General features: G+C 52.9%; 23 protein-coding genes and 1 tRNA gene. 11 read left to right on the forward strand and 13 right to left on the reverse strand.

The genetic code is table 11. The features are described from left to right. The first annotated feature begins 286 nt into the window (after window positions 1-286). On the forward strand, window positions 287-1,000 hold the full coding sequence (locus tag J1784_RS23630; RefSeq protein WP_217151216.1) for a DUF2461 domain-containing protein: 714 nt from the start codon (window positions 287-289) through the stop codon (window positions 998-1,000). Window positions 1,001-1,075: 75 nt separating this feature from the next. Here J1784_RS23630 and J1784_RS23635 read toward each other — a convergent pair whose 3' ends face one another. The 5 genes from J1784_RS23635 to J1784_RS23655 all read right to left on the reverse strand — a co-directional run bounded on the left by J1784_RS23635 (window position 1,076) and on the right by J1784_RS23655 (window position 5,696). Next, window positions 1,076-1,384 carry a PTS sugar transporter subunit IIB gene (locus tag J1784_RS23635; protein ID WP_217151217.1) on the reverse strand — a complete coding sequence of 103 codons (309 nt, stop codon included), beginning with the start codon at window positions 1,382-1,384 and terminating at the stop codon, window positions 1,076-1,078. A gap of 4 nt (window positions 1,385-1,388) precedes the next feature. Beyond that, a complete protein-coding gene (locus tag J1784_RS23640) occupies window positions 1,389-2,705 on the reverse strand; it encodes a PTS sugar transporter subunit IIC (RefSeq protein WP_217151218.1) in 1,317 nt (438 codons plus the stop codon). A 12-nt stretch (window positions 2,706-2,717) separates the two neighbouring features. Beyond that, the gene (locus J1784_RS23645; protein WP_217151219.1) at window positions 2,718-4,187 is read right to left on the reverse strand and encodes a glycoside hydrolase family 1 protein; all 1,470 of its coding nucleotides are present in this window, start codon (window positions 4,185-4,187) and stop codon (window positions 2,718-2,720) included. Window positions 4,188-4,561: 374 nt separating this feature from the next. After that, a tRNA-Arg gene (locus J1784_RS23650) sits at window positions 4,562-4,638 on the reverse strand. A 146-nt stretch (window positions 4,639-4,784) separates the two neighbouring features. Next, window positions 4,785-5,696 (reverse strand): L-lactate dehydrogenase, encoded by a 912-nt coding sequence (locus tag J1784_RS23655; protein WP_217151220.1) that lies wholly within the window; start codon window positions 5,694-5,696, stop codon window positions 4,785-4,787. Between the two features lie 195 nt (window positions 5,697-5,891). On the opposite strand from J1784_RS23655, the gene folD reads away from it, so the two are divergent. Then, window positions 5,892-6,764 carry a bifunctional methylenetetrahydrofolate dehydrogenase/methenyltetrahydrofolate cyclohydrolase FolD gene (folD, locus tag J1784_RS23660; protein WP_095925051.1) on the forward strand — a complete coding sequence of 291 codons (873 nt, stop codon included), beginning with the start codon at window positions 5,892-5,894 and terminating at the stop codon, window positions 6,762-6,764. 32 nt (window positions 6,765-6,796) lie between these two features. After that, entirely contained in the window at window positions 6,797-7,015 is a 219-nt protein-coding gene (gene ybcJ, locus J1784_RS23665) for a ribosome-associated protein YbcJ (protein ID WP_112287597.1), read from the forward strand. Window positions 7,016-7,102: 87 nt separating this feature from the next. On the opposite strand, the gene J1784_RS23670 is transcribed toward ybcJ, so the two are convergent. Continuing rightward, window positions 7,103-8,173, reverse strand: a complete 1,071-nt coding sequence (locus tag J1784_RS23670) for a DUF1176 domain-containing protein (RefSeq protein ID WP_217151221.1) — start codon at window positions 8,171-8,173, stop codon at window positions 7,103-7,105. 255 nt (window positions 8,174-8,428) lie between these two features. Between J1784_RS23670 and J1784_RS23675 the strand changes: the two genes are divergently transcribed. Continuing rightward, on the forward strand, window positions 8,429-9,604 hold the full coding sequence (locus J1784_RS23675) for a hypothetical protein (RefSeq protein WP_217151222.1): 1,176 nt from the start codon (window positions 8,429-8,431) through the stop codon (window positions 9,602-9,604). 53 nt (window positions 9,605-9,657) lie between these two features. Here J1784_RS23675 and nudK read toward each other — a convergent pair whose 3' ends face one another. Further along, window positions 9,658-10,248, reverse strand: a complete 591-nt coding sequence (gene nudK / locus J1784_RS23680; RefSeq protein ID WP_217151223.1) for a GDP-mannose pyrophosphatase NudK — start codon at window positions 10,246-10,248, stop codon at window positions 9,658-9,660. A 72-nt stretch (window positions 10,249-10,320) separates the two neighbouring features. After that, window positions 10,321-10,605: a winged helix-turn-helix domain-containing protein gene (locus J1784_RS23685; RefSeq protein WP_217151621.1), complete on the reverse strand. Its 285-nt coding sequence runs from the start codon at window positions 10,603-10,605 to the stop codon at window positions 10,321-10,323. Window positions 10,606-10,940: 335 nt separating this feature from the next. Here J1784_RS23685 and acrD point away from each other — a divergent pair, with 335 nt between their 5' ends. Continuing rightward, window positions 10,941-14,096: a multidrug efflux RND transporter permease AcrD gene (acrD, locus tag J1784_RS23690; RefSeq protein WP_217151224.1), complete on the forward strand. Its 3,156-nt coding sequence runs from the start codon at window positions 10,941-10,943 to the stop codon at window positions 14,094-14,096. Window positions 14,097-14,283: 187 nt separating this feature from the next. Here the strand turns inward: acrD and ypfM are convergent, their stop codons facing one another. Then, complete coding sequence (gene ypfM / locus J1784_RS26950) at window positions 14,284-14,343, reverse strand: protein YpfM (protein ID WP_152328030.1); 60 nt, start codon at window positions 14,341-14,343, stop codon at window positions 14,284-14,286. A gap of 199 nt (window positions 14,344-14,542) precedes the next feature. On the opposite strand from ypfM, the gene J1784_RS23700 reads away from it, so the two are divergent. The 6 genes from J1784_RS23700 (at window position 14,543) to J1784_RS23725 (ending at window position 19,435) form a co-directional block, all read left to right on the forward strand. Next, a complete protein-coding gene (locus tag J1784_RS23700; RefSeq protein ID WP_217151225.1) occupies window positions 14,543-14,926 on the forward strand; it encodes an ArsC family reductase in 384 nt (127 codons plus the stop codon). A 1-nt stretch (window position 14,927) separates the two neighbouring features. Further along, complete coding sequence (gene dapE, locus J1784_RS23705) at window positions 14,928-16,055, forward strand: succinyl-diaminopimelate desuccinylase (protein WP_217151226.1); 1,128 nt, start codon at window positions 14,928-14,930, stop codon at window positions 16,053-16,055. Between the two features lie 11 nt (window positions 16,056-16,066). Then, window positions 16,067-16,726 carry a M15 family metallopeptidase gene (locus tag J1784_RS23710; protein ID WP_217151622.1) on the forward strand — a complete coding sequence of 220 codons (660 nt, stop codon included), beginning with the start codon at window positions 16,067-16,069 and terminating at the stop codon, window positions 16,724-16,726. 10 nt (window positions 16,727-16,736) lie between these two features. Next, window positions 16,737-16,922 (forward strand): YpfN family protein, encoded by a 186-nt coding sequence (locus J1784_RS23715; RefSeq protein WP_217151227.1) that lies wholly within the window; start codon window positions 16,737-16,739, stop codon window positions 16,920-16,922. 129 nt (window positions 16,923-17,051) lie between these two features. Next, a complete protein-coding gene (locus tag J1784_RS23720; RefSeq protein WP_217151228.1) occupies window positions 17,052-18,332 on the forward strand; it encodes an ATP-grasp domain-containing protein in 1,281 nt (426 codons plus the stop codon). A 2-nt stretch (window positions 18,333-18,334) separates the two neighbouring features. Then, complete coding sequence (locus J1784_RS23725; protein ID WP_217151229.1) at window positions 18,335-19,435, forward strand: phosphoserine transaminase; 1,101 nt, start codon at window positions 18,335-18,337, stop codon at window positions 19,433-19,435. A 77-nt stretch (window positions 19,436-19,512) separates the two neighbouring features. Here the strand turns inward: J1784_RS23725 and ypfH are convergent, their stop codons facing one another. From ypfH to ypfJ, 4 genes are all read right to left on the reverse strand, one after another. Continuing rightward, entirely contained in the window at window positions 19,513-20,163 is a 651-nt protein-coding gene (gene ypfH, locus J1784_RS23730) for an esterase (RefSeq protein ID WP_217151230.1), read from the reverse strand. Between the two features lie 108 nt (window positions 20,164-20,271). Then, the gene (locus J1784_RS23735; protein WP_420803992.1) at window positions 20,272-22,260 is read right to left on the reverse strand and encodes a tRNA(Met) cytidine acetyltransferase TmcA; all 1,989 of its coding nucleotides are present in this window, start codon (window positions 22,258-22,260) and stop codon (window positions 20,272-20,274) included. An 11-nt stretch (window positions 22,261-22,271) separates the two neighbouring features. After that, window positions 22,272-22,724: a DUF441 domain-containing protein gene (locus J1784_RS23740; RefSeq protein WP_112287584.1), complete on the reverse strand. Its 453-nt coding sequence runs from the start codon at window positions 22,722-22,724 to the stop codon at window positions 22,272-22,274. Between the two features lie 115 nt (window positions 22,725-22,839). Further along, window positions 22,840-23,718 (reverse strand): KPN_02809 family neutral zinc metallopeptidase, encoded by an 879-nt coding sequence (gene ypfJ, locus J1784_RS23745; RefSeq protein WP_217151232.1) that lies wholly within the window; start codon window positions 23,716-23,718, stop codon window positions 22,840-22,842. Between the last annotated feature and the right edge of the window lie 39 nt (window positions 23,719-23,757).

Genomic DNA, 23,757 nt, shown 5'->3' on the forward strand with positions numbered 1-23,757 from the left:
TAGAGAGTAAAACCTTAATGAACCGGGTGGTTGATCTTCGTCAGGGTTTAATTATGTTTTCCCACAGGAGAAGACATTAATTATATTATCGGTGCATTGACATTCACGATAAAATAAATCCAATCGTAAACCATTACATTAACTAATTAATATCCTAACCAAGCCAGTGCCGGATATTAACCATGCAAAATATGCCCACAATGTGTAAGTCCGTAGCAGCCGCGAAGAAAACTCGCTAACATTCCCTCAGGCATCATCCACTTGCAGCAGGAAAGGTTCATCGATAATGACGACTCAGACACCTAAAACGCCGGTTGCGGCAGGGACAATTTTTAGCGCAGCCGGTCTGCAATTTCTGAATAAGCTCGCACAAAACAACACCCGCGACTGGTTTAAGGCCAATCAGGATGAATACGAGAACACGCTGAGAACCCCTGCTCTGCGGTTTATCGAACAAATGCAGCCAGAGATTATTGCCATTTCTCCGAGACTGACTGCCGTTTCGAAGAAAGTCGGTGGCAGCCTGATGCGCCCGCAGCGCGACAGCCGGTTCAGCAAGGATAAAACGCCTTACAAAACCAATGTCGGCATTCAGTTTCGTCATTTTCAGGGTAAGGATGTTCACGCTCCGGGACTTTATCTGCACATCGCCGAAGACGGCTGTTTTATTGCAGCGGGGATCTGGCATCCTGAATCTAAAGCCTTAAATGCGATTCGCCAGTGCATTGATGAGAACCCGAACGCTTATCAAAAAGCGCTTAACTCATTGCACGATAACGGGTTTGTGATGGATGGCGACAGTCTGAGCCGCCCGCCAAGAGGCTTTGATAAAAATCATCCGTTGCTGGCTGAATTAAAACGCAAAGATTTCATCGCGGTTAAAAACATCCCCTTTGAGGATCTGTGCAGACCCGATGTTGTCGATTTTTGCGCTGAGCAGTTCAGATATTGCGCACCACTTATGGCGTATCTGTGTTTTGCGCTTGAGCTGGATTTCTAAAATTCAGTGAGAGAGCAAAAGATAAAAAGGGAGCCCGGGGCTCCCTGCTAATTCAGGTATTCAAAGGCACGTCAATCAGGCGTTATTTTTCATTTTGAGCGCCAACGCCAGCACCGCCGGCCCGTTCATGCGACCATAATCCAACATAGGAATGATCTCCACGGGCACGCTGCCTGCCGTTACCGTTTCCACGCGCGATTTAAGATAGCCCACCTGCGGCCCTAGCAAAATAACGTCTGCTTTTTTCCATTCCTCATTAAGGTTTGCATCAGGAATCGCCCAGATCACAGCCTCGATGACCTGTTGCTTAGCGGCATCAACCATTTTATTCATCAGCATACTGGTGGACATACCGGCGTTACATACGAGCATTATTTTAATCATGACCTTATCCTTGGGATGATGCAGCCTGCGCCAGTGCAACACGCTCTGCGAATTTGAGGAACGGAAGATAGAAGCAAACTGTGACGGCAATCAGCAGAGCCTGAAGAACGGAGGCTCTCCAGTCACCACCGGTGGCCAGAAAACCTGAGATTATCGGTGGCGTCGTCCAGGGGATCTGAACCGTGACATGGTCAATCCAGCCCCATGCTGTCGCGTAATACGCCGTCGTCAGGCTTATCACCGGTGACAGGACGAAAGGAATAATAAGTACCGGATTAAAGACTATCGGCAGACCAAAAATAATCGGTTCACTGATATTGAAAAGGCATGGCGCGGTAGCAAGTTTCGCAATATCGCGGTAATCCGCCTTTCGGCTGAATAAATAAATCGCGATAAGCAAAGCAAGGGTATTTCCGGATCCCCCCATCACTCCAAACGTGTCTTTAAACGCCATACAGATAATATTGGGAATGTCCTGATGCTGGGCAAATGCGAGGGTGTTTTCCTGCATATTGTTGAGCAGGAAGGGATCGAGCAACGCCCCCGAAATCACCCCCTGGTGGATACCCACTGAGAAGAATAGGTTCGCTACCGTCGTAATCAGCAGAAATCCCGGCAAGCTGGTCGTCACAGATTTCAGAGGTTGCTGTATCAGCGTGGCGATCAACATATTGACGTCCATCCCGCTGAGACTCTGCACCGCAAAAGAACACAGCGCAAAGATGATCATCGTCAGCATGATGGGGATCAGCGTATTGAACGAGCGCATGACAGCCGGGGGGATCGCCCCACCGCTGATATTCACCTGCAATCTTTTTGCGCCCGCCAGACGGATGAAGAGCGACGTCACCACCAGCCCTGTCAGGATCCCGACAAACATCCCGGCAGATCCCGTAGAAGCGAATGATATTCCGCCCGTTACCGTGACGGTTTTTTGCGTCAGTACATCGGTCAGATGAATGCTTTCCGGCATGAAAATAACCACAGTCGCAATCGACAACAATACCGGCGCAATAGGATCCACGTATCCCTTGTTCTGGCAAAGATGATAGGCAATCGCCCCGGCAATCAGCACTGAAATAAAGTTAAGCGAGCCATTAACGATGGAATTGCCCACCTGTTGCCAGTGAGTGAGGTGATCGTTACTGATAATGCCGGAAAGGATCCCCTCCGGTTTAATCAGGGTGTTATTGATAAGTACCATCAGGCCAGCCAGCACGAAGAAAGGCATCAGAGTGGCGAAGGCGTCACGTAGCGAGCGTAAGTGAACCTGTCCGCCAATACGCTGAGCGACGTTCACTGCATGATCGAGTATTTTCATAGCGTATGAGCCTCAAAAGTCCACGTACAATCCATTGAAACGAAAACCATTGTCGCGACTCAATGCCTGATAAAACTCGCCGCTTTTTTTGATGGTGCGCTGCTGCGTATCCAGATCCAGACTGACCAGCCCGTAACGATTTTTGTAGGCATTAATCCATGACCAGCAGTCAATAAAGGTCCATAAATGGTAGCCCCGGATGTTGCATCCGTCAGTGATTGCCTGATGAAGATAGGCTAGGTGGTTCTGAATAAAACCGATGCGGTAGTCGTCCTGTACCTGCCCGTCACACATGAAACGTTCTTCGTTTGCCACGCCCATACCGCTTTCAGAAATGAAGGATTCGATGTTGCCGTAGTTGTCGCGGATATCGATACACAGGTCATAAATCCCCTGTTCATAGATTTCCCAGCCGCGATGAGGATTAAATTTACGACCAGGCATCACGTAACTTTCGAAGTACCATTCGGGCATAAACGGGGAGCGGGGATTAACGGCATGAGTGCGCGCTTTCACCCGCCGGGGTTCGTAGTAATTGAGGCCTAAAATCTGCACCGTGTTTTCGCGAATATCGCACAGGTCCTGTTCGGAATAAGAAGGCATCAGGTCGTGCAGACGCAGCGTCTCAACCAGTTTGACCGGGAAAGTGCCTTTCACTGAAGGGTCAAGAAAACTGCGATTGTAGAACAGGTCGGCGTATTCTGCGGCTTCAACATCCAATAGGTTTTCGCTGCGCGGATAGGTCGGGCTCAGATTGAGAATGATGCCGATTTTGCTGTTGCGGTTTTTATGAGAAGTCTGGTGTTGTTTAAATGCTTTGATCGCCAGCGCACTGGCAAGAAGGGTGTTAAAACCCACCTGCACGCCGCGTTTAAAATCGATCACATTGGGATAATGGAAATCTTCCATATACCCGCCCAGCACTGGCCCCAGCGGTTCGTTAAAGGTAAACCTGTGGAAGACCAGATCGCCGAATTCACGGAAACAGGTGTCGCAGAAATTGACGTAAGCATCGACGACGGCGCGGTTTTCCCATCCGCCCTGTTTCATCATCTCTTCCGACATATCAAAGTGGTACAGATTGGCGAATGGTTTAATGCCCTGAGCCACCATCTCACTCAGCATGGCGCGGTAAAACGTCACGGCTTCAGCACTGACATCTCCGTCGCCCGAGGGAAACATACGCGCCCAGGAAATCGACAGACGGAAAGAGTTGTGCCCGGTCTGTTTCATCAGCCGGATATCTTCGACATAACGGTTGAAAAAATCCGTCGTCACGTCGGTATTCACACCCTGATAGAAACGGTTCGGGTGTGCATCCCAGGACATATCCCACTGAGTGCGCCCTTTCCCAGTATTGCCCCGCCCCTCGGCCTGCTCCGCTGACCAGGCACTCCCCCACCAGAAACCTTTCGGAAAAGACAAAAACTCGGGTTTGAGTTTAATCACCCTCTCTCGATCATTAAAAGCTTCAATGCTCATATCCATTTCCTTGGTCAATTCCATTTATCTAAGATCGGTTACTGAACTGTGCGGGCTTACCTTTCCGCCCCTGGGATGACTTTTGAATTCACAGCAAGTGCCCTCTCCGCGCTCTAAAATCTCCAAAGATCCTAGGCTCCTTTTTGTACGGTTTTGGGTGTTTATGTGCCATAGAATTTGCATATGAAAAAGGACGGTCTTTGCGCCCTCTGTGAATGATTTGTTCTTTGTGTTGTTTCTGGTGACAGGAAGGGAAAAGCAGGAAAGAGAAAGATATAGAAGATTTACCAACAGGGGAAAGACTCTGAGAGCGATTAAGACACCGGGATTTATTTTCGCTGGGAAGTAAAGGAGGCGTAACTATTTGATTTAATTGGTACGCCCTACAGGGCTCGAACCTGTGACCTACGGCTTAGAAGGCCGTTGCTCTATCCAACTGAGCTAAGGGCGCATTGCTTGTCCCTTTCGGGAGCGTTGCGGGTTCGGATTATACGGGCAGACCGGGATGAGTCAATGGCTTTCGAACTCTCTGCTTAATGCCTGAACAATTTGCAGATATTCCCGGACGGCCTTGCAACGTTATGTGATGAGTATCGGCTATTTTTCGGATTTCAGCGCGGCAGCGATAACGCGGGCAGAAGCATGATACGCCACGCCTTCGTAAGCCGTCAGTTCCGGTTGCAGTGTTTGCACGATACCTTTTTTACCGATGACCGCTGGCTGACCTATATAAACACCGAGCTCCTCATCCTTAGCGGAAACCGGATAGATACTGTGTGCGTCCGACAGAATTGCATCGACCAACCGCGCCGTGGCGGTGGCGATACCAAAACTGGTCCAGCCCTTCCCTTGCAGAATTTCCCAGCCGCCACCGCGTACGGCATCGTCCATTTTTGCCCAGTCGACGTCGCGATCGCCCGCCAGCTCTGCCACCGGACGACCGCCCAGCGTTACAGTACTCCAGGCGACAAACTGCGATTCGCCGTGTTCGCCCATCACATAACCGGTCACGCTTTTCGGGTCGACGCCGAAGAATTCGCCGACCACGCGTTTCATGCGTGCGGTATCCAGCGACGTGCCGGTGCCGAAAACCTGTGTGTCTGGGAATCCGCTGGTCTGCTGGATAATCTGGGTAATGACATCGCACGGATTGGTGATATTGACGATGACGCCACCGAAGCCGCTGGCAATCACGCGGGGGATCACTTCCCGCACGGCAGCACGGGTCTCAGCGAGTTCTTCGAGGCGGTCCTCGCGCAGTAACGTTTTCGGGCCTACGGCAATCACCAGAACGTCGGCGTCTTGCAGTTCGCTGTAATCATTCGCGAGAACCTGCACGCGCGAAGCGGTCAGAGACGCCATATCACGCAATTCCAGTGCCTGGCTGGCAGCTTTGGGTTCGTTCTCATCAAGCAGAACAATCACGTCACACAAGCCCTGTGTGACTAAAGAAAATGCAACGTCAGCGCCGACATGACCGGCACCGATGATCCCAACTTTGCGCGTCATTATTTCCTTTCCTTATGATTTAAAAGACCTGCTTCTAAAATAGACATTTTTCCCGCCACTGTCTCAGCTTAAATTCTCGCCCATATTTCTCACCTGTATAAGCAAGTAATTCGCATTCAGCGCCTGACAGCGCCCGCCGCTTCTGACAAAATAGGCGTATCCCCTGCATTTATTAATTGATGGATTTATTCCCTGATGGCAGCAAAGATTATTGACGGTAAAACGATTGCGCAGCAAGTCAGAAGCGAAGTTGCAGCGCGTGTTCAACAACGACTGGCCGAAGGAAAACGTGCTCCGGGTCTGGCGGTAGTCCTGGTGGGTGAAAACCCGGCGTCACAAATTTATGTCGCCAGCAAACGTCGTTCATGTGAAGAAGTCGGGTTCATCTCGCGCTCTTACGATTTACCCGCCACCACCACCGAAGGTGAACTGCTCGATCTCATCGAAAAACTGAATAACGACAGTGAAATCGACGGCATTCTGGTTCAGCTTCCGCTGCCAGCCGGTATCGATAACATTAAAGTGCTGGAACGCATTCATCCGGACAAAGACGTCGATGGATTCCATCCGTATAACGTTGGTCGTCTTTGCCAGCGTGCGCCAACACTGCGCCCTTGTACGCCACGCGGCATCGTGACGCTGCTTGAGCGTTACGGCATTGATACCTTCGGTCTGAACGCGGTGGTTATCGGCGCTTCCAACATTGTTGGCCGTCCGATGAGCATGGAATTACTGCTGGCCGGTTGCACCACGACCGTCACGCACCGTTTCACCAAAAATTTGCGCCATCATGTCGAGAATGCCGATCTGGTGGTTGTCGCCGTCGGCAAACCGGGCTTTATTCCCGGTGAATGGATTAAACCGGGCGCGATTGTCATTGATGTCGGTATTAACCGCCTGGAAAGTGGTAAAGTTGTCGGCGATGTGGAATATGATGCCGCCGCTGAGCGTGCTTCCTTTATCACACCGGTGCCGGGCGGCGTTGGCCCGATGACGGTCGCGACGCTGATTCAAAATACCTTGCAGGCGTGCGAGGAATATCACGACATCAGCGCCAGTAAGCCTTAAACAATTCGCACTACACAAAAAGTCAGGAACACATGGAAACTTTCTTTCTCGAAAAACACCCGCACGTAGAACTGTGCGACCTGCTCAAATTTATGGGCTGGTGTGACAGCGGCGGTACTGCGAAAGCAGTGATTGCTGAAGGCCAGGTGATGGTCAACGGTAAAGTCGAAACCCGTAAACGCTGCAAAATCGTTGCTGATATGAACGTTGAGTTCGCCAGCAATAAAGTCGTCGTTAAAGCGTCCGAGTAAAATACTCAGATTCTTTACCGTAAAAATACGACAAAAAAAGCCCTGCAAGCTTCGCGCTGACAGGGCTTTTTGTTTTGTTAGCGCAAACTATGGCGTCTGAGTCACCCAAAGTACCGGCCATTCCCCGCCGCTGCTGTAACCATCGCAGCTCGGTTCAGAAGCAAACGCCGCCAGACGGAAAGCCTTGCCGTCGAATATCCAGCGTGAAGAAACACCGCAATCCCCGATGCCGCGCCCTTTGTCATACGTCGAAAGCATGCCCGTTTTAGGGTCGAAATCGGCGTTGATCAGTTCCGGTGATTCCTCATCTTCGCCCAGTTTAAACGGCATATTCAGCGCCAGATCGTCCATCTTATAAGGCGCTTGCCGGCTGACCAGAAAACCCAGCGCAAACAGATTATACGCACCCATATCGCAGTTAACGGTCATCAGGGCTTTGTCGCTGCTTAGGGCAAAAATATGCACTTCACGTTCTGAAGGATCCAGACTGCAATCATTGTTCTCAATGGTCGTCGCAGCATTTTGTGTGATGGCCGAAATTTCAGATTCGGTCAACGCCTGCGGCTCGCTGAAACGCGGCAGAACCGGCGTGGCCGGGATTGCCGGTACGGTATTAGCAGGTTTGGCGCCGCGGTTGATCCACGCCGTTTTGGTGCCAACGCGTCCCTGCTGAGCATCGATCGCCAGCAATGCGGCTTTTATGCCTTTAAGGGATATCACCGGATGCACCGGCTGCGCCGGATCCGCTTTCCCCGCCAGCGAAATTGCGCTGCCCTCGCGAATGGCGGCGATGAAGTCATTCACCACCAGACGATTATTGGTGGAAAGATGTTTTTTACTGACATCCCATTCACGGTGATTAAAGCTCAGCGTTTTGCCATTCGTTTGCAGGCGGCTGGCAATCGGCGCATCAGCACTCTGTTCATCGCTGTTACGCTGATAATCAATACTGACTGATGATTTCCCCTCCGGTCCGGCTTCACGGGAGATTTTCATGACCAGTTCCTGGCCATCCTGAGAATTGCGCGCGACACAATGGTTGAGGTTGTCACAACTGACCTGCCAGTCGCTATAAACGGCCTGTAACGGCTCAGCCTGCGTGCTAAAAGCCAGCATTGCGGCCAGCAGGCATAAAGGGGCGGTTATCCATCTGCACATTTTGAGTTTCAGCTCTGTTTGGATTTATCTTTCTGATAATAGCGTAATGCCCGATAAGAGACTGCCAACAATGCAGCATTTTTTATTCGAAATAAGAAAGAGATACCCGGTCAGATTGTACTTTTGCAGAGGATAATTTTTCATCTGATACGAGATCACGTAATGGTGACGTAACGAAACATTCAGTACACTGGCAAAGCCAATAACGAAAAATAATGGCGCAAAGGATGACTTTCATTTCTCCGGGAGATTCAGATGAAGTTATGGATTTGGCTGATAGCCTTGTTTTCACTACCCGCACTGGCTGAAGAGCCACCGGTGGTGTACTCCGGTACACTGGGTAAAACCAGCATTGTGCTCGAGCTGGATTTAAATAAACCAGACGAAGTTACTGGTCGCTATTTCTATCAAAAATATCATTTAGATTTGCCCCTGAACGGTACGCTGGATGGTCAGGAACTTAAACTTCAGGAAGGCCTCGACGATTTTGACGATACACCGCGTCCTGAACTGACCCTGACAAAAGATGAAAATGGCGGCTGGCAAGGCAACTGGACCAATCCGCAAGGAAAAACGTTGCCGGTATCGCTGCAACCCGTACAACTGCCTGCGGCGAGCACGGACGACGGCTATCTGAGTGCGCTTATTCATACCGATCCCTACGAATATCTGCGGTTATCTGCACTGCAACTCAAAGCAGGTAAAAGCGAGAACTTCATGGGTTACCAGCTGCAATGGTGGACGGAACCGCAGTCTAAAATCAGCCTGTTTGAAATCGTTTCGGGCTATCCTGAAACGGAAATACAGGCGATTAACCAGAAATTGCGCACCCGTTTATGGCAGGAAGTCAGCGGCTGGCATGCCTGTATGCTCGGTGCAAGCCGGTTTGGTCAGGGCGAATATCAGCAGACTGTCACGCCGGAATATCTGAGTGACGAAATCGTCAGTATCAGCGTGTTTACATCTTACGACTGCGGCGGCGCACATCCCGATTTCGGTGAAGCGCCAATTAACCTCAATGCCAAAACCGCAGAAACACTGACGCTGGAGGATGTGGTATGGGTCGGCGAGGGTGCGCCTTTCCATTATCTGAACGCAGAAGACCGCACGCTGACGGGAAAAAATGACGTCGATTTTGATACGTTCGCTGAATACCGCGATAAAAAATGGGCGCCGTGGCTGGTGAAACAGCTGACTGCGGCGTATCCGCGACAAATGAAAAAGCCGACCGAAGAAAGCGATGATGATTGTGATTACTCGGATCCGTCGCTCTGGCAATTCCCCGCGTGGTATTTCACGAAGAAAGGACTGTATTTTGATCCGACTTTCGCCCGCGTATTACGTTCATGTGAAGGCCCGGAATGGGCGATTCTGCCGTGGTCTGCGATGAAAGGTCACGCTGGCAGCGTTGCCATCAGTCAGGAACAGTAAAAGACAGAAGGCACCCGCGGGTGCCTTTTTTACTGCAGCTGCGCAAACAACCGTTACGCCAGCCAGCCCTGAATTTGTGCATGTTGTAACAGCATAATGGTTTTGCCGTCTTTAATGCGTCCATCTTTGATCATCGCCAGCGCTTCGTTGAACGGTACTTCAAGCACATCGATATCTTCATCTTCCACGCCGCCACCGGCGTTCTGGCGCTGCGACTCATCGTATTCTGCGGCAAAAAAGTGAACAATCTCCGTTACGCTGCCCGGCGACATATAGGCCTCAAACAATTTATCGACCTTGCCCACCGCAAACCCTGTTTCTTCAATCGCTTCTTTACGGATGCAGTCTTCCGGCGAATCGTTGTCGAGTAAACCCGCACAGGTTTCCAGCAGCATACCGGTCGGGTTGCCATTGACGTAGGTCGGCATACGGAATTGTTTGATCAGCAGGACGGTTTTTTTAGGTCGATTATACAGCAGGATAGTCGCGCCGTTTCCCCGGTCATACACTTCGCGGGACTGCGGCTGGCGTTCGCCATTACGCTTGATTAAATCGTAGGTGTATTTGCGAAGAACATACCAGTTATCAGAAAGTAACTGGTTCTGGACGTTTTCGATTCTGGATGAGTTGTCATGAGATGACATATTGCGTGCCCCCGCTCAGAAGTTGTGAGAGAAGCCAGACAGCATAACCGGATCCATCTGCAACCGCTACCGTCAACCGTGCTCAATCGCGGCCAGAAGTTCTTCGCTATTACGTGCAATCCATTGGGGATCTAACGGCCCCCAGCTCGAAAGCTGATAATAACCGTCATTGTTGCGCACACCCTGCTGCACAAACTCCAGCCCGACACCCATTCCGGGCAGTGCTTTCAGCACATCCTGCAGAGTACGCCTCGGCCAGCCGGTAATTTCCATGAGTTTTGGCACATTCGGTTTTTGTTCGTTATTGAGCAACCAGCACAGATATAAACGACGGGCAAAGACGGAATTCATGGGCAAACTCATCTGGACAGCTCCTGCGGGGTGTCATAAAAATGAAGATAGCCAAAGAGTAGACTGTTTCGGCGAATATCGCTGAGAGATAACCCCGTGTACGGCGAGGCTTTTTTACATTATCTCCTTTATTTCTCCACGTTTTATGCGATACGAGCAGGTAAAGTGCATAGACGTAGAACTACACTCTAACACTCGCTCCGTCCCGCCGGGACAGTACCGCCTCTGAGACCACTTCTGAGAAGACGTTGCTCAGGGGATTTTTTTGTCAGATTACTGGCATTGTGTTTGTTTGCTGATGTTAGTCACTCACGCCAGAGTGACAACGAGGTTCCTGAAGCATGGCTAACTTTTTCATCGATCGCCCAATCTTTGCCTGGGTTTTAGCGATCATCATTTCCCTGACCGGCGCACTCGCGATCTATTTTCTGCCGGTTGAGCAGTATCCTGATCTGGCTCCGCCAAACGTCAGAATCTCTGCAACGTATCCCGGCGCATCAGCACAAACATTAGAAAATACCGTTACCCAGATTATCGAACAGAACATGACGGGTCTGGATAATCTGATGTACATGTCCTCACAAAGCAGTAACGACGGTAAATCGCAGATTACCCTGAGCTTTACCGCCGGTACCGATCCGAATGAAGCGCTGCAACAGGTGCAGAACCAGCTGCAACAGGCGCTGAAACGTCTGCCGCAGGATGTGCAGACTCAGGGCGTGACCGTCTCGAAAACCGGTGATACCAACCTGATGATGGTTGCGTTCGTTTCCACAGACGGCAGCATGGATAAACAGGATATCGCCGACTATGTGGCGTCCAATATTCAGGATCCGCTGAGCCGCGTGCCCGGCGTCGGCAGTATCGATGCCTACGGTTCGCAGTACGCGATGCGTATCTGGCTCGATCCGGACAAGTTGAATAATTATCAGCTGACCACCGCCGATGTGGTCACCGCGATTAAAGCACAGAACAGTCAGGTGGCCGTTGGCCAGCTTGGCGGTGCGCCTTCGGTAGATTTTCAGGCGCTGAACGCCACCATTAATGCACAGGCGCAGTTGCAGACACCGGAGCAGTTCCGCCAGATCACGTTGAAAGTGAATCAGGACGGTTCGCAGGTCAAACTTGGCGATGTTTCGACTATCGGTCTCGGCGCGGAAAACTACGCTCTGCTCAGCCGCTATAACGGGCAGGCCGCGTCCGGGATGGGCGTGAAACTGGCGTCCGGTGCCAACGAACTGCAAACGGACAAAGCCGTCCGCGCGCGCCTCGACGAGCTTTCTCATTATTATCCGCACGGCCTGAAAGCCGAAATTGCCTACGAAACCACGCCATTCGTTAAAGCAGCGATCACCGACGTGGTGAAAACGCTGTTTGAAGCCATTGTTCTGGTGTTCCTGGTGATGTATCTGTTCCTGCAAAACTTCCGCGCCACGCTTATCCCGACGATAGCCGTGCCGGTGGTATTGCTGGGGACATTCGCCGTGCTCCATCAATTCGGTTACAGCATCAATACGCTGACGATGTTCGCGATGGTGCTCGCTATCGGCCTGCTGGTGGATGACGCCATCGTGGTGGTGGAAAACGTCGAGCGCGTGATGAGCGAAGAAGGCCTCAGCCCCAGAGAGGCCACGCGAAAATCGATGGGACAAATTCAGAGTGCGCTGGTCGGTATCACCATGGTGCTGTCGGCGGTATTCGTGCCGATGGCATTCTTCGGCGGCACCACAGGCGCGATTTATCGTCAGTTCTCCATCACCATCGTTTCTGCAATGGTGCTGTCAGTGTTCGTCGCGCTGACGCTGACACCGGCACTGTGTTCGACCATTCTTAAACCTATCGCGCAGGGACATCATCACGGTAAACGCGGCTTCTTCGGCTGGTTTAACCGCATGTTCGATCGCAATGCCCGTCGCTACGAAAACGGCGTGGCGCGGGTTCTGCGTAACAGCGTGCGCTACATGCTCGGTTATGCCGCACTGGTTGCGTTGCTGGCGGTGATGTTTATCAAACTGCCGACCTCATTCCTGCCGATGGAAGACCGTGGCGTCTTCACTGTTCAGGTTCAGTTACCGCCAGGCTCGACGTTACAGCAAACGCAAAAAGTCGTGGAAAAAGTCGAAAAATATTTCCTGACTGAAGATAAGAAAGACGTGCTTTCTGTGTTCTCCACCATCGGTGCGGGTCCGGGCGGTAACGGGCAAAACGTCGCACGTATGTTCGTGCGTCTGACCCCCTGGGATGACCGTACCGGTACAGATGATTCTTCCTTTGCACTGATTGAAAGGGCGACTAAAGCGTTTAACAAGATAACCGAAGCGCGCGTGATCGCCAGCAGCCCGCCAGCCATCAACGGTCTGGGCAGCGCCACCGGCTTTGATATGGAATTACAAGATCACGCCGGACTGGGTCATGATGCACTGATGGCCGCGCGCGATCAGTTACTGGCCATGACTGCGAAAGACAGCAATCTGACCCGTGTTCGTCACAACGGTCTGGATGACAGCCCGCAGTTGCAAATAGATATCGATCAGGTGAAAGCGCAGGCGCTGGGCGTGGCTGTCGCGGATATCAACAGCACGCTGAGCACCGCGTGGGGTTCGACTTACGTCAACGACTTCGTTGACCGCGGCCGTGTGAAGAAAGTCTACGTACAGGCCGCCGCAGCTTACCGCATGTTACCGGACGATATCGATCGCTGGTATGTACGAAATTCTGCCGGGACTATGGTGCCCTTCTCCGCCTTCGCCACGTCGAAATGGCTGACCGGTTCACCCCGTCTGGAACGTTACAACGGCTATTCCGCCCTGGAAATTGTGGGTGAACCGGCAACGGGCATCAGCAGCGGTACCGCAATGGATGACATGGAAAAGCTGGTCGCCAAACTGCCGGTGGGTATTGGTCTCGAATGGACCGGTCTGTCATATCAGGAAAGATTGTCAGGCTCGCAGGCTCCGGCGCTGTACGCTATTTCCCTGCTGGTGGTGTTTCTGTGTCTCGCCGCATTGTACGAGAGCTGGTCAATTCCGTTCTCGGTCATGCTGGTGGTGCCACTCGGCGTACTGGGCGCGGTAATTGCGACATGGCTTCGCGGGCTGGAAAACGATGTGTATTTCCAGGTCGGGATGCTGACCATCATCGGGCTGTCGGCGAAGAACGCCATTCTGATTGTCGAGTTTGCTAATGACCTGAATGTTCGCGGGAAGGAGTTGCTGGAGGCCACGCTCGAAGCATCGAGAATGCGTCTGCGTCCGATTCTGATGACCTCACTGGCGTTTGTATTCGGCGTTCTGCCGATGGCGACCAGCATGGGTGCCGGTTCAGGCAGCCAGCATGCGGTCGGTACCGGCGTCATCGGCGGGATGATTTCCGCGACCATTCTGGCCATCTTCTTCGTACCGCTGTTCTTCGTGCTGATCCGCCGTCGTTTTCCCGGAAAACAGGCGCATCCGGTGATTGCCGATATTATTGAGACGGTACCCGCAGAACATAAATAACGGCACTGGATAACAGGCAACAAAAAAGGCGTTAATATGAATTAACGCCTTTTTATTAATGATTTACTGGCTGTGAGAATCGTCGCTAAATCGGACGTAATGGTCTTCCTGAACAAACGCTTTTTATAATGACGTACTGCACTGAGAATAAATCTTTTCTTTGCTTTAACGGTAACGATGCGGGCAATTACGCTTTCAACATACGGTCGATAAAGTCTTTCCAGTTGCCTAACTCTTGCTCTAACATTTTACTCCCCTTGATTGGACGGTCGGATTATACGTCTATTTTTTGACCATGTAAAAAAGCCATCATTAATTTTTAAGCGCGATCACAATCCCGCCCCGTCTGGATCCTGCCGCCGTTTTGCCTCATTATGTGTTCCATCCTTACGCCCGTTTTTATGCGGGTAAAAAGTTCTTATTTTACTGACAGGTTACGTTTTTCTATGGCAACGACTTCCGCTCCAACCTCTTTTATTCTCTACGGCATAAAAAATTGCGATACCGTCAAAAAGGCCCGTCGCTGGCTGGAAGAAAACGGGGTTGACTATCAGTTTCATGATTACCGGGTCGAAGGGCTGGATGATGCGTTGTTGCAGAAGCTACTGGATAAACAAGGCTGGGAAGCCATGCTCAATACCCGCGGAACAACGTGTCGTAAGCTCGATGAAACCACGCGCGCAGCCTGCGATAACGAAGCCAGCGCCAAAGCGGTGATGCTTGAGCAACCTGCGGTAATCAAACGTCCATTTTTACTGGCCGCCGATGGTCAGTCCCTGCTGGGATTCAAACCAGAAACCTATCAGCAATTCCTCGCACAGGTGAAGTAACATGAGTTGTCCGGTTCTCGATTTAGCCCAACAGTTAATCCGCCGCCCTTCCCTCAGCCCGGACGACGCAGGCTGTCAGGAAATTATGATTGCCCGCCTTGAAGCCGCTGGTTTTCACGTGGAGCCGATGCATTTTGGCGATACCTTGAATTTCTGGGCCACGCGCGGACAAGGTAAAACCCTGGCCTTTGCCGGTCATACCGATGTCGTGCCGACCGGCGACCACAAGCTGTGGGTGACCGGTCCGTTCGAGCCTACGCTGCGAGACGGGATGTTGTATGGTCGCGGAGCGGCAGACATGAAAGGTTCGCTGGCGGCGATGGTGGTCGCGGCAGAACGTTTCGTTGCGGCCAACCCGAATCATCAGGGTCGTCTGGCGTTTCTTATCACCTCAGATGAGGAAGCCAGCGCCGTGAATGGCACTGTGAAAGTGGTCAACGCGCTAATGGAGCGAAACGAGCGCCTCGATTACTGTCTGGTCGGCGAGCCTTCAAGCACCACGCGCGTTGGCGACATTGTCAAAAATGGCCGACGGGGTTCGATGACGGCTAACCTGCACGTTCACGGCGTTCAGGGGCATGTGGCTTATCCGCATCTGGCGGACAATCCGGTGCATCGCGCCATGCCTGCGCTGAACGAGCTTGTCGCTACCTTGTGGGATAACGGCAACGAATTCTTCCCGCCGACCAGCATGCAAATCGCCAATATTAATGCCGGTACCGGCAGCAATAACGTCATTCCGGGCGAACTGTATGTTCAGTTCAATTTCCGTTTCAGCACTGAACTGACCGACGCCATCATCAAGCAGCGCGTGACCGAACTGCTGGACAGGCATAACCTGCAATACACCCTGAACTGGGTGGTTTCCGGTCAGCCGTTCCTGACATCACGCGGTGCGCTGGTCGATGCGGTGGTTAACGCCGTACGTCACTACAGTGAAATTACGCCGGAATTGCAAACGACCGGCGGCACGTCCGACGGACGTTTCATCGCGCTGATGGGCGCTCAGGTCGTCGAACTGGGTCCGGTCAATGCCACGATCCATAAAATCAATGAATGCGTTCACGCGGCGGATTTGCAGGTTCTGAGCCGCATGTATCAGCGCATCATGGAACAGTTAGTCGCATGATCAGCCATGAAATGCTGACCGGCCGCTCCAATGCGCATCTGGTGACACTGGGCGAAGGCCCGCACCGGTTGCAGAAAGAGGCGGCGCAGGCATTCAAAAAAATGCGTCAGGCCGCCAGTGTGGACGGATTTGATTTGCAGCCAGCCAGCACTTTTCGTGATTTCAGTCGCCAGTTAGCTATCTGGAATGGCAAATTTCACGGCGAGCGACCAGTATTAGATAAGAACAGCCAGCCCGTGGATATCAGTGAGTTAACCACAGCAGAACGTTGTGAACTGATTTTGCGCTGGTCAGCGCTGCCTGGCGCCAGCCGTCATCACTGGGGCAGTGATCTGGATGTCTACGATCCGTCACTGCTTCCGGCCGATAAAAAACTGCAACTGGAGCCGTGGGAATACGACGAAGGTGGTTATTTTTATCCGCTGAATCAGTGGCTTTCAGCACATATGGCGGAATTCGGTTTTTACCGACCTTACGCAAAAGATACCGGCGGCGTGGCTGTTGAGCCCTGGCATCTGAGTTACCGTCCGCTGGCGCAGGAATGCGAGAAATTGCTCACACCGCAAGTTCTCATCAGCGCCTGGACAGGACAGGAAGTGGCCGCAGCAGACTGGTTAGCCGGTCAGATGACGGAAATATTTCCGCGATTTATCGCCCTCTCACCCCTTTAAGGAGCACACCATGGAGTGGATCAAAGATTACTGGTGGATCGTTCTGATCATACTGGTCGGGATGTTAATCAGCGGGATCAAAGAGCTGAACCGCGTTGATGTGAAGAAGTTTTTGAAAGACAAACCGGAGATCCCGCCGCATCGCGACAACAATGCGGAATGGGATAAAGATGACGAATGGCCTAAGAAAAAGTAATTCCAGCCTGCACTTTAAAATCTCCTAATCAGTATTAGTCGGCGGAAAATGTAGCGATTCTCCGCCGATTGACTTTCTCCCCTGCCGGTAACATGCAACGTGAAACCGATGCACGGAGAGAACAGTCCTTTGCAAACACTACCTATTTCCCACCCCGATCAGGCTGCGTCTGAGCTTTTCGACGCCCCACAATTTCTGGGGCTGGCTCCGTTTTTACGTATGAGCATCGCCGGTGATGAATGCACTGACATCGCGCAGCATCTGGTGACGCGCGCGCAGCAAAACCCTGATGACGCCTTCCTGTGGATGAACCTTTCCACTGTTATGCTGTGCCTGCAACGCACCGAACTCGGCCTGACCATACAGAATCAGGCGCTGGCTATGCAGCAGGTTTATACCCTGAAGGCTGCCCAACAACCGGTCAAATTGCGCCTGCTGATGCTGATGGTTCCCGGCACGTTGTCGGCCAATGTGCCGCTCGACTGCCTGCTGGAAAACAGCGATATCGAGCTGATTTATTACTACATCACGCCCGAAGCGCCGTTTGAAGCGCCGATCCCTGAACATGATTTGCTGATGGTGGGCATCAGCGCGACCACAGAAAACCTGTTCCTGTTACAGCAGCTGGAAAGCATCACGCGCCAGTGGCCGGTGCCGGTCATCAATGCGCCGCAACACATTCCAAATTCTGAGCGCCATAACGCCAGCACGCTGTTGCAGAATCAGCCGGGCTTAACCATCGCGCAGGCGCATCCGGTGACATTTTCCGCCTTATCTGCAGTAGCGGAAGGCAGTATCACCCTGAGTAACGCTCTGCCCGGCAGCGATTTCCCGGTGATCCTGCGCCCTGCCGGTTCCCACGGTGGTCACGGTCTGGAAAAAATCACCTGTCAGGAAGAACTGGCGGGTTATCTGGCCCGTGTGCAGGTAGAAGATTATTTCCTGTCGCAGTTTATCGATTACAGCAACCCCGATGGCCAGTTCCGCAAATACCGTATTTCGCTGATCGACGGCGTGCCTTATGCCTGCCACATGGCGATTTCGTCGCACTGGATGGTGCATTACGTCAATGCGAATATGTATGAAGATCAGAAAAAACGTGAAGAAGAAGCCGCGTTTCTGAATAACTTCCACGAATTCGTTGCCCGCCATCAGCAGGCGCTGAAGGCCATTTTTGAGATCACGCAGCTCGATTATCTGGGCATTGATTGCAGCGAAACGCCGGACGGCAGTCTGCTGGTCTTTGAAATCGATCCCGCCATGGTCGTCCACGCGATGGATCTGGAAGTGATGTTCCCGCACAAACAAATTCTCATGAATAAAGTTAAAACAGCATGCCGCGAGTTGCTGTTATCCCGTGCCTTTGCGCACAGCGGCGCATCGGCTGATGCGCCAGAAGGAAAAGAATAATCATGATTTCACGTAACGCCCTGAATTTCTCCGGTGGTCCCGGCGCATTGCCGGAAACAGTACTCGCGCAGGTTGAGGCAGCGATTAAAGAAGTGCCGGAAGTTGGTCTGTCGATCCTCGGCATCAGCCACCGTTCCGACTGGTTTGCTTCCATTGTTGAAGAAACCGAAAACAATATCCGCACGCTGCTCGGGCTGTCGAAAGATTTCCACATTCTGTTCCTGCAGGGCGGCGCAACGCAGCAATTCTCAATGGTGCCGATGACGCTGCTGCGTGGTCAGAAACATGCGGCGGAATATCTGGATACCGGTTACTGGAGCAGTAAAGTCGTGACCGAAGCGCGTCGCGAAGGCCCGGTGAAAGTTCTGTGGAGCGGCGAATCTTGTGGCTTCAACCGCCTGCCAGCGGATGAGGAACTGGAGTTTTCTCCGGACGCGCCGTATCTGCATTACGTTTCCAACGAAACAGTAGAAGGGTTACAGTTCCAGCGCGTTCTGGGGCGCGATGATGTGCCGCGTGTCTGCGATATGTCTTCCGATTTCCTGTCCAAACCTTGCGATGCCAATAAATTTTCGGTGATTTACGCGCATGCGCAGAAAAACATCGGACCGGCGGGTGTCACTATCGTGCTGGTACATGACACCGTGGTGAAAGCGTCTTCTGACGAATTGCCATCGTTCCTGAACTACCGCCGTCAGGTGGAATCCCATTCCAACCTCAACACGCCGCCGGTATTCGCGATTTATGTGGTGCTGCTGGTCACTCGCTGGCTGCTCAACGACGTCGGCGGTCTGGATAATATGGAACAGACCAACCGCCATAAAGCAGAACTGTTATACGCGATGCTCGATAACAGCGACGGTTTCTACAACGGCTGGAGCAGCAAAGCGGACCGTTCACAAATGAACGTGGCGTTTAAACTGCCGGATGAAGTGCTGGAGAAAAAATTCCTGGCGGAAAGCCACGAAGCCGGTTTCTCGGGTCTGTCGGGTCACCGCGCCATTGGCGGTATCCGTGCGTCTATCTACAACGCATTGTCGCTGCCAGCGGCTGAAAAGCTGACTAACTTTATGGATGATTTCATGCGTAAAAACCGCAAATAATCGACATCAGTCAGACATAAAAAAGCGCCCCCGTTTGTAATGCAGCCGGGGGCGTTTCTTTTTAACGTAGCAACAAATCAGTGCTGATGTGATTTCGGCTCGTAGTTCTTCAGATGCGCGATAGCGGTATTGATCATATGTGAATCCAGTCCGTGCCCCATACCCGCCTGCAAGTCCAGAGTACAGTCACAGCCCAGCGATTTCAGGCGTTCAGCCGCACTTTTCGACTGGAACGGGTTGATCACCGGATCCTGATCGCCATGAATGAAATGCACCACCGTACCGGAAGCAATCGGTTTTTCCGGAAGTGAAGAAAAACGTCCGCTGAAGGCGACAATGCGCGACGCCAGATGCTCTTCTACTTTCGTCGATTCCAGCGCCATGATGGTGCCCTGAGAAAAGCCCACCAGCGTGGTATGTTCCGGCGAGACGCCGGTTTTCTGCTGCCAGTCGCGGACAATCTGCACAAAAGCAGGCATCGCGGCATCCACTCGCGGCTGACGATTTTGCTCTGTCACACCCTGTACGGAAAACCACTGGAAGCCACGACCAAAATCACAAATGTCCGGGCTACCGATGCTGATCACCTGCGCCTGCGGGAATGAAACAGCGAAAAACTTACCGATTTCGCCCATTGAAATTGGGTTATCGCCCACGCCATGAAATAATAAAATCAGCTGGTTAGCTCTTTCTTCCGGCTGCTGGACGATAATCTGTTCTGAGCTCATAGCTCTCTCCCGTTGTAGATTGATGGGTTCACTATACGCCGCGTGCCGGTCAGTGAAATCGGGTTTTATTGAACGAGTCTTTCCATTTTTTGCAATGAAAACGCGGGTTTATTGCGCCCTTCCTGCGGTGTTCAGAGCCTGTTGTGTCTCCTGACGCCAGCGGTTCAGCAAGGCTTTGCGGCCGGAAAGCTTCAGCGCCACAACGATTTCTGCCACGCTCTGCCCCTGTTGCAGATGAGCGCGCAGCGCAGTCAGCGGCAAAGCGCTGTGTAACAACAAGCGGCTGAGCGCCGGTAAACTGCTTTCCAGCGGACGGTGCGCAAAGGCGAATCCGTTCAGCTCGCGCCAGTCCGCATCATCAGGTTGTGTATCTTGGGCGCTCTTTAGTGGCAACTCCAGTTCCATATGCGGTGCCAGCCAGCGCCAGTTACGGTTTAGCTGTTGCTCTGCCCTGTCTGCCAGCTTCTTCCCCGCCGTACTGAGTGGCAATATCGCCATCGCGGCATAACATCCGCTGCTGGCTTCTTTCTGCGTACTGACTCGCACCAGCCGGAATCCGGCCTGTTGCCATAACAACGCCAGTTCTGAAGTGTAGCCAAAGCTCACAGACAGAAAATCCAGCCCTGCCTGCTGCGCGCGCTGTTGCTGTTCCGCCAGTAAATCGCGGGCAATCCCCCGCCGGCGAAACGCGGGATGTACCGCAATCCGGCTGACGCGCCGGGAGCGTAATACGGCGGCTTCGGGGAAACCTGCGTGAGCCGCAAGCGACTGCGCTACCAGATTGCCGCGCGGACGCCGCCTGCCTGCCCAGACTTCATGCGCCAGTTCTGCGCTCAGCCCGCCCTCGTCCACCAGCCATAACGCGCCGGTCAGTGTATTTTTGCTTTGTGATGCGCTGAAGGTCATGCCCGGCGCATCCAGCAGACGCCGCAAATCCAGCGGCGAAGTGCGGTAATGCGCGCTGGTCAGCAGGCCGTAGAAATCCGCTAACAAAGTCGGTTCCGTCAGCCAGTCACCGGCCTGAATCGGGAATATTTCTGATGCGCCGTCCGTCTGTCCGGCCACTGGAAGATGCTCATCAAAGAGCAATAAATCGCTGATAAACGGCTCGAGTGTGTCGGCGGAAGACCAGCGGATCGGCGCATTCAGCCGCAGATCGTGCCACTGCGACAGTGACGCACAGAATTTAAGTAAGAATCCGCGCCCGGTGCCTTCGTAACCCTGCACCGTGGTGGTCAGTAAAACACGCACAAATGCCGCAATCAGCTCTGACAGCATCGGCGCCGGAATAGCCGCCGCTTCATCGATAATCAACCAGTCAGCGTCAGTCACCACACCTTCGCGACATAACGAAAGTAACGCATCCGGCGCAATAAAACGGGCAGATTCTGTCTGCTGATTAAGTATCTGGCTGGCTGAGGCTTTTGCCGGTGCAGTCACAACGCAAATCCCCGGCCATTGCAAAGTCAGCATACCTGCCAGAGTAGATTTGCCCCGACCACGCGGCGCCGTCAGTACCCAGACGCCGGATTGTGCCTGCATCAGCTGCTGTAAAATATGCGATTGCTCAGCTGTCGGCTGACCGTCGGGTACCTGCCAGTCGGGTGCAGCAGGCAACGGCGCGAGTTCATAAGGCTGATTCTGCCGCCATACCGCTACACTTCCGTCCTGTTCGAGCAAAGACTGAAAACGGTGGATAAAACGCGGGGCGGGAATAGCCTGCGGTTGTTCGCTCCAGCGCAGGCTGTCGGCATCTGGCAGCCTTACCCACTGGCTCCATTCCGGTACCAGTAAAATCAGCCAGCTTCCGGCTTTCAGCGTGCCGGAAAATGCCGCCAGCGCTTCCGCGCTCAGACCGTGGCGCGCATCAAACACGCCGTGCAGAATGCCCTGTCCCAGCAACGTGTGCGCTGCCGAAGGCGAACAGGCGTTCACGTCATCAGGTGGCGAATCGCTCACCCACAGCCAGTCGCCCGTTTGTCCGTCGCAGAATTGCATTGCCTGCGCGGCAGACCAGCGGGCTTCGCCGCTGATGACCAGCAACCGGCGCACGCCTTGCTTTTGCATCTGCTGTTGCAGGCTGTTTTTCAGCGCCATATTCATTGGCGTCAGGTTTTACCGACAATCATCGATAACAGGCCGGCGGCAATCAGCGGCCCGACCGGTACACCTTTGAACATCGCTACGCCCAGCACGGTACCCACCAGTAAACCCGCCACCAGATGCGGCTGCGTGCCCATCAGCGTCAGACCGCGCCCGCCAAGCCAGGACACCAGAACGCCGACCAGAATGGCGACAATCGATTTCCAGTGGAAGAAAGAGTGCACGACGGTGCTGGCGCTGATTTTTCCGCTGGCAATCGGCGCCATCACGCCAATGGTCAGAATAATAATGCCGATAGTCAGGCCGTATTTTTCTATCCACGGAAAAAAATTGTTAAGCGGCGTAATCCGTACGGTGAGGAGGAAGAACATTGCGATGGTGACGGCGCTGTTATGGCTGATAATGCCCAGACCGGCGAAGACGAGTAAAATCAAAAGGGTTGGATCGAGAAAAGCCATGGCATTCCCAGCGGTTCAACATGAGGAAAAAAAGAGAGGCTCACGGAGCCTCTCTGGATCGGTCATTGATTATTGAACAGTTTTTACCGGCAGACCAGAGGTTATTGCCACTAAATCAGCGGCTGGCGAACGTGTTGCACTGGTCCGGATTACCGGTATCAAATCCGCGCTTGAACCAGGTATAACGCTGCTCGGATGTGCCGTGAGTGAAGCTGTCCGGCACAACGCGCCCCTGACTTTGCTGTTGTAAGCGGTCATCACCGATGGCCCGCGCGGCATCCAGCGCTTCTTTCAGGTCACCCTCTTCCAGAACGTTTTCCTGCTGCATGGCATGTCCCCAGACACCGGCGTAGCAGTCAGCCTGCAATTCCATTTTCACCGACAGCTGATTCACCACCGTCTGCGATGCGCCCTGCTGCATCTGGCGGACTTTACGTTCGGTGCCCAGCAAATTCTGCACATGGTGGCCGACTTCGTGCGCCACGACATACCCCTGTGCAAAATCACCGCCTGCGCCAAGTTTGTTTTGTAATTCCTGATAGAAAGACAAATCGATATATACCGTGCTGTCCGCCGGGCAATAGAACGGGCCCATGACGGACTGCCCGGTGCCGCATCCGGTACGGGTCGCGCCGCGATACATCACCAGCTTCGGTTCCCGGTAGGTCATGCCCTGTTTCTGGAAAATTTCTTTCCAGGTGTCTTCCGTCGAGGCGAGGATCACCGAGGTGAATTTAGCCTGTTCATCATCTTTCGGGCTGATGGATTGCGACTGTGTCTGTTGCTGCATACCTCCGGACTGCCCGCCGTCAATCAGCGGAGACAGGTCGATACCGTAGTAACCGGCGACCAGCACCACAATGATGATCACAATTCCGCTTTTGCCGCGAATAGGCAGGCGCATTCCCCCGCCACCTAAACCGCCGCCTCTGTTTGATCCCTGTCCGCGTCTGTCTTCTACATTGTCGCTTTCGCGACGCCCTTGCCAACGCATAATCCACCTCCAGACTGTTTTTTTAAGACTAGCCAGCAC

The organism is Rahnella ecdela (assembly GCF_019049625.1).
Classification (GTDB): Bacteria; Pseudomonadota; Gammaproteobacteria; order Enterobacterales; family Enterobacteriaceae; genus Rahnella; species Rahnella ecdela.